At 68.1% G+C, this 14968-nt stretch carries 14 protein-coding genes; 12 read left to right on the forward strand and 2 right to left on the reverse strand.

Annotated features, from left to right (window positions below; all coding sequences use genetic code 11):
- The 8 genes from APZ15_RS20920 (at position 1) to APZ15_RS20955 (ending at position 6928) form a co-directional block, all read left to right on the forward strand.
- Positions 1 to 924 (forward strand): ABC transporter permease, encoded by a 924-nt coding sequence (locus APZ15_RS20920; protein WP_027790891.1) that lies wholly within the window; start codon positions 1 to 3, stop codon positions 922 to 924.
- Positions 921 to 1763, forward strand: coding sequence for an ABC transporter permease (locus tag APZ15_RS20925; RefSeq protein WP_027790890.1), 843 nt, complete (start codon positions 921 to 923; stop codon positions 1761 to 1763). Before APZ15_RS20920 ends, APZ15_RS20925 begins: the two co-directional genes overlap by 4 nt.
- 40 nt (positions 1764 to 1803) lie before the next feature.
- A complete protein-coding gene (locus tag APZ15_RS20930) occupies positions 1804 to 2877 on the forward strand; it encodes an ABC transporter ATP-binding protein (RefSeq protein ID WP_027790889.1) in 1074 nt (357 codons plus the stop codon).
- A gap of 40 nt (positions 2878 to 2917) precedes the next feature.
- Positions 2918 to 3736 carry a transporter substrate-binding domain-containing protein gene (locus APZ15_RS20935; protein ID WP_021162906.1) on the forward strand — a complete coding sequence of 273 codons (819 nt, stop codon included), beginning with the start codon at positions 2918 to 2920 and terminating at the stop codon, positions 3734 to 3736.
- 43 nt (positions 3737 to 3779) lie between these two features.
- On the forward strand, positions 3780 to 4544 hold the full coding sequence (locus APZ15_RS20940) for an amino acid ABC transporter permease (RefSeq protein WP_027790888.1): 765 nt from the start codon (positions 3780 to 3782) through the stop codon (positions 4542 to 4544).
- Positions 4541 to 5197, forward strand: coding sequence for an amino acid ABC transporter permease (locus APZ15_RS20945; RefSeq protein WP_027790887.1), 657 nt, complete (start codon positions 4541 to 4543; stop codon positions 5195 to 5197). Before APZ15_RS20940 ends, APZ15_RS20945 begins: the two co-directional genes overlap by 4 nt.
- A gap of 41 nt (positions 5198 to 5238) precedes the next feature.
- Positions 5239 to 5964 carry an amino acid ABC transporter ATP-binding protein gene (locus APZ15_RS20950; protein ID WP_027790886.1) on the forward strand — a complete coding sequence of 242 codons (726 nt, stop codon included), beginning with the start codon at positions 5239 to 5241 and terminating at the stop codon, positions 5962 to 5964.
- A gap of 61 nt (positions 5965 to 6025) precedes the next feature.
- Positions 6026 to 6928, forward strand: coding sequence for a LysR substrate-binding domain-containing protein (locus APZ15_RS20955; RefSeq protein WP_027790885.1), 903 nt, complete (start codon positions 6026 to 6028; stop codon positions 6926 to 6928).
- Between the two features lie 776 nt (positions 6929 to 7704).
- Here APZ15_RS20955 and APZ15_RS20960 read toward each other — a convergent pair.
- Entirely contained in the window at positions 7705 to 8346 is a 642-nt protein-coding gene (locus APZ15_RS20960) for a TetR/AcrR family transcriptional regulator (RefSeq protein ID WP_226112614.1), read from the reverse strand.
- A 103-nt stretch (positions 8347 to 8449) separates the two neighbouring features.
- On the opposite strand from APZ15_RS20960, the gene APZ15_RS20965 reads away from it, so the two are divergent.
- From APZ15_RS20965 to APZ15_RS20975, 3 genes are read left to right on the forward strand one after another with little or no spacing between them, the layout of a single operon-like run.
- Entirely contained in the window at positions 8450 to 9352 is a 903-nt protein-coding gene (locus APZ15_RS20965) for an SDR family NAD(P)-dependent oxidoreductase (RefSeq protein WP_027790883.1), read from the forward strand.
- Positions 9349 to 10914, forward strand: a complete 1566-nt coding sequence (locus APZ15_RS20970) for a flavin-containing monooxygenase (RefSeq protein ID WP_027790882.1) — start codon at positions 9349 to 9351, stop codon at positions 10912 to 10914. The genes APZ15_RS20965 and APZ15_RS20970 overlap by 4 nt, the downstream gene beginning before the upstream one ends.
- A 7-nt stretch (positions 10915 to 10921) precedes the next feature.
- On the forward strand, positions 10922 to 11908 hold the full coding sequence (locus APZ15_RS20975; protein WP_027790881.1) for an alpha/beta fold hydrolase: 987 nt from the start codon (positions 10922 to 10924) through the stop codon (positions 11906 to 11908).
- A 75-nt stretch (positions 11909 to 11983) separates the two neighbouring features.
- Here APZ15_RS20975 and APZ15_RS20980 read toward each other — a convergent pair whose 3' ends face one another.
- The gene (locus APZ15_RS20980) at positions 11984 to 12382 is read right to left on the reverse strand and encodes a carboxymuconolactone decarboxylase family protein (RefSeq protein WP_027790880.1); all 399 of its coding nucleotides are present in this window, start codon (positions 12380 to 12382) and stop codon (positions 11984 to 11986) included.
- 359 nt (positions 12383 to 12741) lie between these two features.
- Here APZ15_RS20980 and APZ15_RS39610 point away from each other — a divergent pair, with 359 nt between their 5' ends.
- Complete coding sequence (locus APZ15_RS39610; RefSeq protein ID WP_081040825.1) at positions 12742 to 14919, forward strand: collagen-like triple helix repeat-containing protein; 2178 nt, start codon at positions 12742 to 12744, stop codon at positions 14917 to 14919.
- Positions 14920 to 14968 lie beyond the last annotated feature (49 nt).

Consider the following 14968-nt stretch of genomic DNA (forward strand, 5'->3'; position numbering starts at 1 on the left):
ATGGCCTCGCTGCCTTCCTCCCGTCACGCGGAACCCGTCGCCGCCGGCCCGGCCGGCGGCGCTTCGGCCGCCGCTGCCGCGCGGCCCGGCGTGCCGCCGTGGCTGCTGCTTGCGCCGATCCTCGCATTCCTCGCGGTGCTCGCGGCGGCGACGCTCACCGTGCTGCGGATGAGCGTCGGTACACCGGGCGACGAATGGCGCACGTTCACGCTGCAGAACTACGCCGACCTCGCCGACCCGTACTTCATGCACTCGCTGTGGCTCACGCTGCGCCTCGCGTTCCAGAGCATGGTATGCGCGGTGCTGCTCGCGATCCCGGTCGCGCTGGCGATGGCGCGCGCCGAATCGCGGCTCGCGCGGCGACTCATGCTTGCCGGCGTGCTGCTGCCGCTGCTCGTCAACCTGCTGCTGCAGGGTTACGGCTGGCTCGTGATGCTCGGCCCGGCGGGCCTGCTCAACCGCTCGCTGCTGGCGGCCGGCGTCATCGAACGGCCACTGCAGCTGCTGTACCGCGAACACGGCGTGCTGCTCGGGCTGATCCAGACCGCATTCCCGCTCGCCGTGCTGCCGCTGTCGAGCGCGCTGCGTGCCGTGTCCCGCGCGTACGACGAAGCCGCCGCGACGCTCGGCGCGACGCGCTGGCAGACGCTGCGGCACGTGACGCTGCCGCTCGCGATGCCGGGGCTCGTATCGGGCGCGCTGCTCGTGTTCGCCTACAACGCGAGTGCGTTCGCGGTGCCGCTGCTGCTCGGCGGCCGGCGCGTACCGATGCTCGCGGTGCTCGTGCATGACCAGGTCGCGCCGCTGCTGAACTGGCCGGCCGCGTCGGCCTCGGGTGTCGTGCTGATGGGCGCGACGCTCGTCGTGATGGCGGTTTCCCAGCGCCTCGTGCGCGCCCTGCAACGTGACGAGGTGAACCGATGAATGCCCTTCTGCCGCGAGCACCGCTGCCCGGCCGTCTGAGCCGCGCGACCGGCACCCTCGCGACGCTCGTGCTGTGCCTCGCCGCACTGCCGATCGTGACGATGACCACGATGTCGTTCGGCTCGTCGGGCACGCTCGAATTCCCGCCGCGCGATTTCAGCCTGCACTGGTACCGCGCCGCCTGGCAGACCTTCGTGACCGCCGATGCCGGCAGTGCGCAATCGATGGGTGCCGCGCTGACGACGAGCCTCGTCGTCGCGATCGCGACGATGCTGGTCGCGACTGCGGTTTCGGTACCCGCCGCCTACGCGCTGTCGCGTTATCGCTTCCGCGGCAAGACGTTCGTCGAGCAGCTCGTCGCGCTGCCGATCGTCTATCCGCTCGTCATGCTCGGCCTCGCGCTGCTGCTCGTGTTCAACGCGCTGCCGTTCGAACTCGGGCTCGTGCGGCTCGTCGTCGCGCACGTGATCCTGACGCTGCCGTTTACCGTGAAGAACTGCGCGGCATCGGTCGCGTCGATCGGCCCGGAATTCGAGGAAGCCGCGTGCCTGATGGGCGCGAGCCCGCGCCGCGCGTTCGTCGATGTCGTCCTGCCGCTGATGCGGCCGGGCGTCCTCGCCGGCATGCTGTTCGCGTTCATCGTGTCGTTCAACGAGTTCACGGTGACGTTCTTCCTGTACAGCGTCGACACGATGACGCTGCCGGTCTGGCTCTACAGCCGCACCGTGTCGTCGCTCGACCCGACCGTGTTCTGTTTCGCGGTGTTCACCGTCGCGATCGATTTCGCGCTGATCTGGATGCTCGAAAAACTCGTCGGCGACAAGGGCGTTGCGCTCTGATACGCGCACGACTCCGCCCTCGCCCATCCAAGGACTCCCCATGACCCAGCTCACCCTTCAGAGCGTGACGAAGCGCTTCCAGCACGCGTATGCCGTGGATCACGTCGACCTGTCCGTGCCGGACGGCAAGCTCGTCTGCTTTCTCGGCCCGTCGGGCTGCGGCAAGACCACGCTGATGCGGATCATCGCCGGCCTCGAGACGCCGACGTCGGGCACGATCACGTTCGCCGGCCGCGACCTCACGCACGTGCCGGCCAACCGGCGCGACTTCGGCATGGTGTTCCAGTCGCTCGCGCTGTTCCCGCACATGACGGTCGCGCAGAACATCGCGTATCCGCTGCGGCTGCGCAAGACGGCCAGGACGGCTCAAACGCAGCGTGTCGCGGAGCTGCTGGAACTCATCCAGCTTCCGCACCTGGCCGACCGGCTCGTCACGCAACTGTCGGGCGGGCAGCGCCAGCGCGTCGCGATCGCACGCGCGATCGCTTCGTCTCCGCGCCTGCTGCTGCTCGACGAGCCGCTGTCGGCGCTCGACGCGAAGCTGCGCGAGGCGATGCAGGTCGAGATCCGGCTGCTCCAGCAACGGCTCGGCATCACGACGATCATGGTCACGCACGACCAGCGCGAAGCGATGACGATGGCCGACGAGATCGTCGTAATGGAGAAAGGCCGCATCCAGCAGGTCGGCCGGCCGCTCGACATCTATCGCGATCCGGTCAACGAATTCGTCGCGGATTTCATCGGCCTCGGCAACATCCTGCCGGTCGCGTGCGACGGCGACGACGCGATCGTGCTGCCGGGCGGACAACGGCTCGCGATCCGGCGCGCGCCCGACGCGCCGCGCGCGGACGACGCCGTGCGCCTGCTGATTCGCCCCGAGGACGTGTGCGTGCGCGCGGCCTCGGTCTCGCCGTCCGCGCCGAACACGCTCGCCGGCACGGTCACGTTCGTGCGCGACGTCGGCGCGTCGATCGAGGCGACGATCGATTGCCGCGGCTTCACGCTGACGGCAGCGACGACGCCGCGCGAAACGCCCGACCTGCACGTCGGCATGCCGGTCGCCGCCGAGCTACCCGCGCATGCATGCAAGCTGATCGCCGCACGCGGCGCCTGATTTCCGGTTCTTTCCCCAGCGCAGCAACAAGGACTCCATCATGAACGCATCGACCCAAGCCCACCGTCTCGTGCGACGCCTGCTCGCCCGCACCGCCCTCGTCTGCACCTGCGCGGCGGGTCTCGCCGCCATCGCGCCGCTCGCACATGCCGACGCACTCGACACGATCGCGAAATCCGGCGTCGTGCGCATCGGCGTGTTCGAGGACTACCCGCCGTTCGGCTCGATCGGCCCCGACATGAAGCCGCAAGGTTACGACATCGACATGGCGGCGCTGATCGGCAAGGCGCTCAACGCGAAGGTCGAGCTCGTGCAGGTCACCGGCGACAACCGAATGGCGTATCTCGCCGACCGCAAGACCGACATGCTGCTGTCGGTCGGCCAGACGCCGGAGCGCGCGAAGGTGATCGATTTCTCGAACGCGTATGCGCCGTACTATCTCGCGGTATTCGGCCCGAAATCGCTCGCCGTGAAAGGCACCGCCGATCTCGCCGGCAAGTCGGTCGCGGTCGCGCGCGGCACGCTCGAGGACCTGAGCGTGAGCAAGGTCGCGCCGCCGAACGCGACGATCAAGCGCTTCGACGATCCAAACGGCGCGATCGCGGCGTTCCTGTCGGGGCAGGCGCAACTGCTCGTGATCGGCAACGACGTCGGCGCGACGATCATCGCGCGCCATCCGTCGATCGATCCGGAGCAGAAGTTCTCGCTGTTCAGCTCGCCCGATCACGTCGGCCTGAACAAGAACGAGCCGCGCCTGATGCAGAAGGTCAATGACGCGATCGCCGGCGCGAAGAAAAGCGGCACGCTGAACACCCTGTCGCAGAAGTGGCTGCACGCGGCACTGCCGGCCGACCTGTGATGCGCGTCGCGCCCGCCCCGCATTCACGACGGAAGGTATCGTTATGACCTACGTGTTCGACTTCAGCGATTTCGGCCTCTACGCCGGCATGCTCGCGCGCGGGATCGGCGTGACGCTCGGCCTCACCGCGGCCTCCACCGCGCTCGGCGGCCTGATCGGCACCGCCGGCGCGTGGGCCGCGCTCGCCGGCCCGCGCTGGGCACGCACGCTGGTCGCGGCCTACGTCGAGCTGATCCGCAATACGCCGTTCCTGGTCCAGCTGTTCTTCATCTTCTTCGGGCTGCCCGGGATCGGCGTGCACATCGACGAAGCGCAGGCGGCCGTGCTGGCGATGACGGTCAACCTGGGCGCGTATGCGGTCGAGATCCTGCGGGCCGGCATCGAATCGGTTCCGCACGGGCAAACGCAGGCCGCACGTGCGCTCGGGCTGCACGGCCGGCAGCTGTTCGGTCAGGTCGTGCTGCCGCAGGCGCTCGCGAACGTGTACCCCGCGCTGCTCGGGCAGGTGCTGATCGTGATGCTCGGTTCGGCCGTCGTGTCGCAGATCTCGGTGCCCGACCTGACCTATGCGGCGAACTTCATCCAGTCGCGCAATTTCCGTGCGTTCGAGATCTACATCGTCGTGACTGCGATCTACCTACTGCTGTCGATCGCGCTGCGCATGCTGCTCAATCGCGTCGGCCGCCGTCTGTTCGCGGGCCGCGCGCCGCACGGTGCGGCCGCCGCACCGCGCCGCTCGTGCGTTGCCCGCTTTACATGGCGCGCGCGCTCCCCTGAAACCGGCCTCCCGACGGAGCGTGCCCGATGATCGAATTCACCTTCCAGGATATTGCGTGGAACCTGCTACTGGCCGCGCGCTGGACCATGCTGCTGTCGCTGATCACGTTCGTCGGCGGCAGCGTCGCCGGGTTTGCGCTGCTCGCGATGCGCATCTCGCCGATGCCGGCGCTGCGCCGCTTCGTGAGCCTGTACGTCGAGCTGTTTCAGGGCACGCCGTTGCTGATGCAGCTGTTCCTCGGTTTCTTCGGGCTGCCGCTGATCGGCATCGACGTGACGCCGTGGACCGCCGCATCGGTCGTATTGACGTTGAACGCGAGCGCGTACCTGGCCGACATCTGGCGCGGCTGCGTCGACGCCGTGCCGCGCGGCCAGTGGAGTGAGGCGGCCAGCCTCGGCATGACGTGGACGCAACAACTCCGTTACGCGGTGTGGCCGCAGGCATGGAAAATCGCGCTGCCGCCGACCGTCGGCTTTCTCGTGCAGGCGGTGAAGAGCACGGCGCTGACGTCGATCATCGGGCTGACCGAACTCACGAAGACCGGCAACATCATTACCAATGCGGTGTTCAAGCCGTTTCCGATCTACGCGATGGTCGCGCTGCTCTACTTCGCAATGTGCTTCCCGTTGACGTGGTACGCCCGCGTGCTCGAACGCCGCTACCGCGTCGCGAAGGCACGCTGAACCGGCGCCGCGCGCGCCTCATTACGATGCAGGTATCCCCCATGATTTCCATCAGCAACGTTTCGAAGTGGTACGGCCCGTTTCAGGTCCTCAACGACTGCACGACCGAGGTCAGGAAAGGCGAAGTGGTCGTCGTGTGCGGCCCGTCGGGCTCGGGCAAGTCGACGCTGATCAAGACCGTCAACGGCCTCGAGCCGTTCCAGCAGGGCGAGATCCTCGTGAACGGCCAGTCGGTCGGCGACAAGAAGACGAACCTGTCGAAGCTGCGCTCGAAGGTCGGGATGGTGTTCCAGCATTTCGAGCTGTTCCCGCACCTGTCGATCACCGAGAACCTGACGCTCGCGCAGATCAAGGTGCTCGGCCGCGGCAAGGACGAGGCGAACGAGAAGGGCCTGAAGCTGCTCGACCGCGTCGGCCTGAAGGCGCACGCGCACAAGTTCCCGGGCCAGTTGTCGGGCGGCCAGCAGCAGCGTGTCGCGATCGCGCGCGCGCTGTCGATGGATCCGATCGCGATGCTGTTCGACGAACCGACGTCCGCGCTCGACCCCGAGATGATCAACGAAGTGCTCGACGTGATGGTCGAACTCGCGCAGGAAGGGATGACGATGATGGTCGTCACGCACGAGATGGGCTTCGCGAAGAAGGTCGCGCATCGCGTGATCTTCATGGACAAGGGCGCGATCGTCGAGGACGACCGCAAGGACGATTTCTTCTCGAATCCGAAATCGGAACGCGCGAAGGACTTCCTCGCGAAGATTCTGCACTGAACGCTGCCGCGACGCGCCGCACCCGCCCCTTCCGATCGTCCGTTCCATGCCGGCCTTTCCGATGAAACGACTGCCTTCCCTCAACGCGCTGCAGATCTTCGACATCGTCGCCCGCCACGGCAGCTTCACGCGCGCCGCCGAGCAGCTGTGCCTGACGCAGGGTGCGGTGAGCCGGCAGGTCCTCGCGCTGGAGGCGTTCTACCAGTTCCCGCTATTCAAGCGCACGCCAAAGGGACTGACGCTGACGGCGGAAGGCGAGCTGCTGTTACCGACGGTGCGCGAGAGCTTTGCGCGCATCGAAGAGGTATCGATGCGCCTGTCGCGCCGGCGCACCGAGCTCGCGCTGAAGGTGCCGACCTGCATAATGCAGTGGATGTTGCCGCGGATCATGCGGTTTCAGTCCGAGCACCCGGAACTCCAGGTGCAGATCACGACGACCTGGGGCCATCACGTCGATTTCCGCATGGAGCCGTTCGACGCCGCGGTGATCTACGCCCCCGGCGCCGGCCCCGACATGCATGCGATCCCGCTGTTCGAAGAGCGGCTCACGCCGGTATGCTCGCCGGACCTGCTGAACCGGCATCCGCTCTCAAGCGTCGACGATCTGGCCGACCATACGCTGCTGCATCCGACCCGCGATCACCGCGACTGGAAACGGTGGCTCGACCATGCGGGCGCACCGCACGTCGACTCGACGCGCGGATTGAGCTTCGAGACGCTCGACCTCGCCACCCACGCGGCGATCGACGGCTACGGCATCGCGATCGGCGACCGGACGCTCGTCGACGAAAGCGTGGCGGCGCACCGGCTCGTGACGCCGTTCGACGTGTCGATGCCGACCGGGATGGGCTATTACTTCGTGTATCCGGGCGGCGCCGAGCAGCAGCAGAAGATCCAGCTGTTCGGCGACTGGATCACGGGCGAACGCGAGCGCCAGACCTCCGTTTTCAATCGGCGCGCGTGAGCCGGCTCATCGGCACGGCACGCAAGCGCTTGCGTGCCGCATACCGCCGCCCGGCGCGCCCGACCGGATCCGGCCCGCGCAATGCCGGCAGGCGGCGATTTCCCCTCGCTTCCAGTTCGCTTTCGATCCGCTCCGCAACCGTGAATAAACGAGATTATTGAATCCAAAAAATTCGATATTTTATTTTCGGCTTATCCACTAAACTTTTTCATGGCAATTCGCTGACCTGCGTTTGACGAAGCACTTCAATTCTCCGACTCATTAAATCAATCAAGGAGTTTGAAATGTAAGCTGCCGCAATTTCATCGGGAACCACACCGTCGATTCGTGTCGACGCGGCCAACGGCAACCGGATCACCGAGCACTGCTGCTACGGCCAGGGCCGGCACACGGGCGCGTTCAGCCAGGCAGGCGACAACGTGCCGGCGACGTGCCGGCGGGTCGGCAGCGCCGGCCAGACCAGCGGCGGCACGACGACCGAGTATCGCCGGGACGGTGAAGGCCGAACCGGGGCGGATACACGGGTTCCTGATCGAAGTGCCTGGGCGCTGAGGGTTTCGCGCCATGAACGGCGCAATGCGAACTGCCTTTTTGCATTGCGCCGCCTTTTTAATTTGATCCGGATTGTTTTAACCCGCTCATCGTCACACGCAAACCGAATCAAATCAAAAAAGAGACAATCCAACGTGCCGTGCGCCGTGTAGCAGCTTCTTTATTTTGACTTTGAACCTGCAATTTGCCGGCGGACATGCCGGGAACAACGCGACACCATCCGGTCAGCTTATCTCCCGCAACGTCCCCAACAGCACCTTCCTGCAACTCGCGACCATCTGCGCTTCCGGATCGCGATATTCCGTGAGCAGCCACGCCGCGCCGACGTTCGTCATCGCGCCGACGAGCGCGAGCCCGATCAGCCGCTGCTCGGTGCGCTCCGCGGGCGTCGCCGCTTCGCTCGGCGCGCCGATCGCCATGATCAGCTTGCCGAAGTCGATCAGCATGCGCTGGTAGGTCATGTCGGTGTCCGCGCTCACGCCCATCACCTCGAGCAGCAGCACGCGCGCCGCGCACGGGTCGCGCAGGAACGCGAAGAACGCGGCGAGCCCGGCATCGATGCTCTCGCGCAGATCGCCTCCGCGCTCGGCCACTGCCCGCTCGACTGCCTCGTGCAACTGCTGCGCGTGATGCAGGTAGGTGCAGCGCAGCAAATCCTCGGTGCTGTCGAACGCCGCATAAAAATAGCGATCGTTCAGCTTCGCTTCCTGGCAGATCGACCGTACCGTCGCCTTGCGGAACCCGACCGTGCCGAACACACGCGTCGCCGCGCGAATCAGCGCGTCGCGCCGCTCGGCGGCCCGCACCTCGGGCGCCACGCCGCCATACGAGCGGCCCCGTTTTTCCGTTTCGAGTGCTTTCTCCATTCCGCTATTTGACATCAGGACACCCGAAAACTAAAGTGGTGACGACTAACACCACATTAGACGCGCCGCCGGCACGGGGCAAGCGGAACGGGAGGAGCAACGGATGAACGGGTTTTCCGGCAAGGTCGCCGCGATCACGGGCGCCGGTTCGGGCATGGGCCGCAGCCTCGCGGTCGAGCTTGCGCGGCGTGGCTGCGAGGTCGCGCTCGCCGACGTCAACGAAACCGGGCTCGCCGGCACGGCGGCCGCCTGCGCTCAGCATGGCGTGCGCGTGAGCACGCGGCGGCTCGACGTCGCCGACCGCGATGCGGTGTTCGCGTGGGCCGATTTCGTGCGCGCCGGGCATGGCAAGGTCAACCTGATCTTCAACAACGCGGGCGTGTCGCTGGCCGCCAGCGCCGAGACCGCGGACATCGCCGATCTCGAATGGATCGTCGGCATCAACTTCTGGGGCGTCGTGCACGGCACGCAGGCATTCCTGCCGCACCTGCGCGCGTCGGGCGACGGACACGTCGTCAATACGTCGAGCCTGTTCGGGCTCGTCGCGATGCCGACGCAAAGCGCTTACAACGCGACCAAGTTCGCGGTGCGCGGCTTTACCGAGGCACTGCGGATGGAGCTCGAACTCGACGGCGCGCCGGTGAGCGCGACCTGCGTGCATCCGGGCGGCGTCGCGACGAACATCGTCGACGCGGGCCGCGTCGATACCAGCATCCACGCACTCACGGGCCAGGACGAAGCGACCCATCGCCGCCAGGCGAACCGGCTGATCAACGCGACGACGGCCGACGAGGCCGCGCGGCAGATCCTCGCGGGTGTCGAGCGCAATGCGCGCCGCGTGCTCGTCGGCGCCGACGCACGCCGGCTCGACAGGATCGCGCGCCTGCTCGGCGCCGGTTACCAGTGGCTGATGCTGCGCCACGTGCGCCGCGCCCGGGCCCGCAACCTCCGCCCGAAGGAAGCCCCGGCCGCGCTCCCGACCACGCCCACCAAGGACCCGGCATGACCTCGACGACAACCGACCGGCGCGACGCGCCGCCCGCCCCCGGCGACAGCCGCGACCTCGACGTGCTGATCGTCGGTGCCGGGCTGTCCGGCATCGGCGCGGCGTATCACCTGAAGCAGCGCTGCCCGTACGCAAGCGTGGCCATCGTCGAGGCGCGCGACGCGATCGGCGGCACCTGGGACCTGTTCCGCTATCCGGGCGTCCGTTCGGATTCCGACATGTTCACGCTCGGCTACAGCTTCCGCCCGTGGCACAGCGACAAGGCGATCTCGGACGGCCAGACGATCCTCGACTACATCCGCGACACCGCGCGCACCTACGGCATCGACAAGACGATCCGTTACGGCCAGAAAGTCGTCGCGGCCGACTGGGATTCGAACCGCGCGCGCTGGACGGTACGCATCGAGCGCACGCTGGGCGGCACGACCGACACGCTCGTCTACACCTGCCGCTTCCTGTTCATGTGCAGCGGCTACTACGACTACGACGCCGGCTACCTGCCCGACTGGTCCGGGATGGACACGTTCGAAGGCAAGCTCGTGCATCCGCAGCACTGGCCGAAGGACCTGTCGTACGCGAACCGGCGCGTCGTCGTGATCGGCAGCGGCGCGACGGCCGTCACGCTCGTGCCGTCGATGGCGGCCGACGCGCAGCACGTGACGATGCTGCAACGCTCGCCAACCTACATCGTGTCGCTGCCCGCGCGCGACAAGATCGCGAATGCGTTGCGCCGCGTGCTGCCGTCCCGGCTCGCGCACCGGCTCGTGCGCGTGAAGAACGTGCTGCTGACGATTTACCTGTACAACGTGTCGCGCCGCAAGCCCGACCAGACGAAGAAGTTCATCATCCGCGCGGCCAGCAAGCAGCTCGGCCCCGACTTCGACGTCGCGAAGCACCTGACGCCGCGCTACATGCCGTGGGACCAGCGCGTGTGCCTCGTGCCGAACGGCGACCTGTTCAAGTCGATCCGCGCGGGCCGCGCGTCGATCGTCACCGACGAGATCGAGCGCTTCACGCCGACCGGCCTCAAGCTGAAGAGCGGCCAGCAGCTCGACGCGGACGTGATCGTCACCGCGACCGGGCTGAAGGTGAAGATGCTCGGCGGCGCGCGCGTCACGGTCGACGGCCGCGCGGTCGACCTGCCGGAAACCGTGTCGTACAAGGGAATGATGTACAGCGACGTGCCGAACCTCGCGTCGTCGTTCGGCTACACGAACGCGTCGTGGACGCTGAAGGCCGAGCTGATCGCGCGCTACGTATGCCGGCTGCTCAACCACATGCGCGCGAACGACTTCGACACGTGCGTGCCGCGGCTCGGCGCCGGCGAGCTCGGCGACGTGCCGGCCGTCAACCTGAGCTCGGGCTACATCCAGCGCGCGGCCGGCATCCTGCCGAAGCAGGGCCATCGCAAGCCGTGGAAATTCCACCAGAACTACGTGCGCGATCTCGCGTCGCTGAAGTTCAGCGCGCTCGCCGATTCGGCGATGCATTTCGAACGCCGCGCGAAAGCCGGCGCGGCCGCCGCGGCGCCGGTTGCCGAACCCGCACTCGAACCCCGTTGAGGCCGACATGACCCCTACGCTCCATCTGATCCAGAACGTCCTGCTCGGCGTCGTCGCGGCGCTCACCGCGCTCGCGCTGTTTACCGGCTACGTGGCCCGTCGCGTGACGCGTGCGTTTCCGCCCGAAGGCCGCTTCGTCGACGTCGGCGGCGACCGCATCCACTACGTCGAATACGGTAACGGCCCGCCGATCGTGTTCGTCCACGGGCTCGCCGGGCAACTGCGCAATTTTGCGTACCTGCCGCTCGCGCGGCTCGCGCAGCGGCATCGCGTGATCCTCATCGACCGCCCGGGCGCCGGCCGCTCGTTGCGCGGCGCGGCTTCGCAGGCGAACGTGTTCGCCCAGGCCCGCACGGTCGCCGCGTTCATCGACGCGCTGCGGCTCGACAAGCCCGTGCTGGTCGGCCACTCGCTCGGCGGCGCGATCGCGCTTGCCGTCGGCCTCAACCATGCGGACCGCGTGAGCCGGCTCGCGCTGATCGCGCCGCTGTCGCACCAGCAGACCGAGCCGCCGGCGCCGTTCAAGCCGCTGATGCTGCCCTCGCCGCTCGTGCGCCGCTTCGTGTCGTGGACCTTCGCGATCCCGCTGACGATCCTGACCGGCCGCAAGGCCGTGCGCCAGGTGTTCGCGCCGGAAGACGTGCCGCGCGACTTCCCGGTCAAGGGCGGCGGCCTGCTCGGGATGCGCCCGCACGTGTTCTACGCGACGGCGACCGACCTGCTGTCGGCACCCGTCGACCTGCCCGCGATGGAACGCCGCTACGCGGACCTCGCGCTGCCGGTCGACGTGCTGTACGGCCGCGCCGATCCGATCCTGAACTGGCGCGAGCACGGCGACGCGCTCGCGAAGAAATCGGCGCGCGTGCGGCTGAAGGTCGTCGAGGGCGGGCACATGCTGCCGGTCACGATTCCGGAAGCCACCGCCGACTGGCTGCTCGAAGTCGCCGCCGCCCCGGCCGAGGCGGCACCGCAGGCAGCGCGCGTCGCGCACTGAGCCTGGAACCGGCGAAACCAGCGAAACCGCGCCGGATTCCGCGCCCGCCGTGCAGCCGAAGCGGCGGGCGCGGAATCAGGCTTCGTCGTCGGGCACCGACAGCCCGAGATCCGAGATCACCTCCCGCGCGCTGCGGAATGCCTCGACCGCGGCCGGCGCGCCCGCGTACAGCGCGCTGTGCAGCAACACCTCGCGGATCTCGACGAGGCTCGCGCCGTTGTTGAGCGCGCCGCGAATGTGCCCCTTCAGTTCCGTGCCGCGGCCGAGCGCCGCCAGCATCGCGCACGTGCACAGGCTGCGCGTCTTCAGGTCGATCCCGTCGCGCTGCCACGTGCTGCCCCACGCGTGCTCGTTCAGCCAGTTCTGCAGCGGGCGCGAAAAACCGTCGAGGTCGCGCATCGCGCGCTCGACGAACGCCTCGCCCATCACGTCGATTCGTCGCGCCTTGCCGTTTTCCCTGTCCTGTTCGCTCATGTCCGGTTCCTGTATGGAGTCGTGGCCGCTTCGGCATCGTCGGCAGCCGGGGATTTCGCGCCATGTTCATCGGGCCGGCGCGTTTCGTCAAAGACGCGGCCCTCGGTTCGAGGCCATCCGCGCAACGCGATATCGAACGCTACGTAACATCGCGCCGCGCGTTACGGCGGCTTACGGGAACATCGCAACCGCCGCGCCCGCGCACCGAGCATGCCCGTCGCGCGAAAGCGCCGTTACTCCGTTTAAATCGCGCCGATCTTCCCGATTCCTGCAATAAAGCGCGACACCGTTTCGCGAATGCTGTCGTGGCGCGGAATTTGCAGAGGAGGCTTGGACACACTTCCAATGTCGAGGCCAACATGCACACACTCTTCAAGAAGACGACGGTAACGATGGCCGTCTCGTCGCTGCTCGCACTATATGGTTGCGGCTCGGTCGATGGACCGACGACCCCGCCGACGATCAAGCCGAGCACGTCAGGGACGGGCGGCAGCTCGGGGACTTCGGGTACGTCGGGCGGTGGGACGTCGGGGACTTCGGGTGGCGGGACTTCGGGTAGTTCGGGGACTTCCGGTACGTCGGGTACTTCCGGCACCTCGGGCACTTCCGGTACGTCGGGCACTTCCGGCACCTCGGGCACCTCCGGCACGTCGGGCACTTCCGGTACGTCGGGCACTTCCGGTACGTCGGGTACTTCCGGCACCTCGGGCACCTCCGGTACGTCGGGCACTTCCGGCACCTCGGGTACCTCCGGCACGTCGGGTACTTCCGGCACCTCGGGCACTTCCGGTACGTCGGGCACTTCCGGTACGTCGGGTACTTCCGGTACGTCGGGCACTTCCGGTACCTCGGGTACTTCCGGTACCTCGGGTACTTCCGGTACCTCGGGTACTTCCGGTACCTCGGGTACTTCCGGTACCTCGGGTACTTCCGGCACTTCGGGTACCTCGGGTACGTCGGGCACTTCCGGCACCTCGGGTACCTCCGGCACGTCGGGTACCTCCGGCACGTCGGGTACTTCCGGCACCTCGGGTACTTCCGGCACGTCGGGCACTTCCGGCACGTCGGGCACTTCCGGCACGTCGGGCACTTCCGGTACGTCGGGTACTTCCGGCACGTCGGGCACCTCCGGTACGTCGGGCACTTCGGGTACTTCCGGTACGTCGGGCACCTCGGGCACTTCCGGCACCGGCGTCACCCCGCTCGGCAATGTCCTCCAGAAATCCGGCAACCTCGTGACGGCAGTCGGTACGACGGTCGCGAACGGCGGCGGCGTGATCGGCGGCGTGCAGATCCCCGGCACGAACCCGACGACGGCCAACAGCGTCGGCAACGCGGTCACGAGCCTCGGCAACGGCGTGCAGGCGCTCGGCAACGGCGTCGCGGCCGGCCTCGGCTCGATCGGCGTGTCGGCGAACCCGCTCGGACCGACGCTGACGTCGACCACCGGCCTGCTGACCGGCGCCGGCGGCGCGGTCAACAACCTCGGCAACGCGGTGAAGAGCCTCGGCTCCGGCCCGCTGTCGCCGCTGTCGCCGGTCACGACGCTCGTCGGCGATCTCGTCAACACCGTGGGCGGCGCCGTCAACTCGACCGCGTCGGGCCTCAACACGGCGCTGAACAGCTCGCCGGTCCAGCAGCTCGAGACGCAGGTCGGCAAGGTGATCAACCCGATCACGAACACGCTGACCGGCGGTGTCACGACGCCGGGCGCCACGCAGACGCTCGGCGGCGTCACGCTGCTCGGCACGCCGCTCAACGGCCTGCTGAGCGCGCTCGGCAACGGCCTCGCCCTCGCCGGCACGAAGGTCGGCGGCGCAACCGGCAACCCGGTCGGCACCGGCCTCGGCGGCGTCGTGGCACAGCTCGGCAACACGGTGACGTCCACCGGCGGCCTCGTCCACGACAACAACGCGGGCAGCTCCAGCAGCGGCACGGGCGGCAGCAACCCGCTCGCCCCGATCACGGGCCTGCTCGGCACGCTGACAGGCGGCCTGGGCGGCGGCAGCTCGAGCGGTTCGGGCGGCACGAGCGGCACGAGCAGCGGCGGCCCGCTCGGACCGGTCACGGGCCTGCTCGGCTCGCTGACGGGTGCGCTCGGCGGCCTCGGTTCGAGCGGCACGAGCGGCACCGGCGGAACGAGTGGCACCAGCGGCACCGGTGGCGCGGGTGTCGGCGGCCTGCTGGCGCCGGTCACCAACCTCGTCAATTCGCTGACGCCGCTCGGCGCCAGCCTTACGGGCACGGTCACGACGCCGGGCGGCAACGTGACGGGCACGCTCGGCGGCCTGCTGTCGAGCGGCCCGGTCGGCACGGTGACAGGTGCGCTGACGACGCCGGCAGGCGCCGCCGGCGCCATCGGCACCGCGAGCCCGGGCGGCGCGGCCGGCACGGCCACGACGCCTGCCGGCGGCGGCTCCGTGGCGGCCGGCCTGACCGGCAGCTCGAACGGCGGTGCCGCGGGCGGCGCCGGCAACCTGCTGTCACCGGTGACGAACCTCCTCGGCGGTCTGCTGGGCGGCGGCACCAAGAAGTAACGCTTTACCTATCAGAACCACAGGCCAATGGCCGGGCGCGCATCCATAC

Origin of the sequence: Burkholderia cepacia ATCC 25416, assembly GCF_001411495.1 — a bacterium.
Lineage (GTDB): Bacteria > Pseudomonadota > Gammaproteobacteria > Burkholderiales > Burkholderiaceae > Burkholderia > Burkholderia cepacia.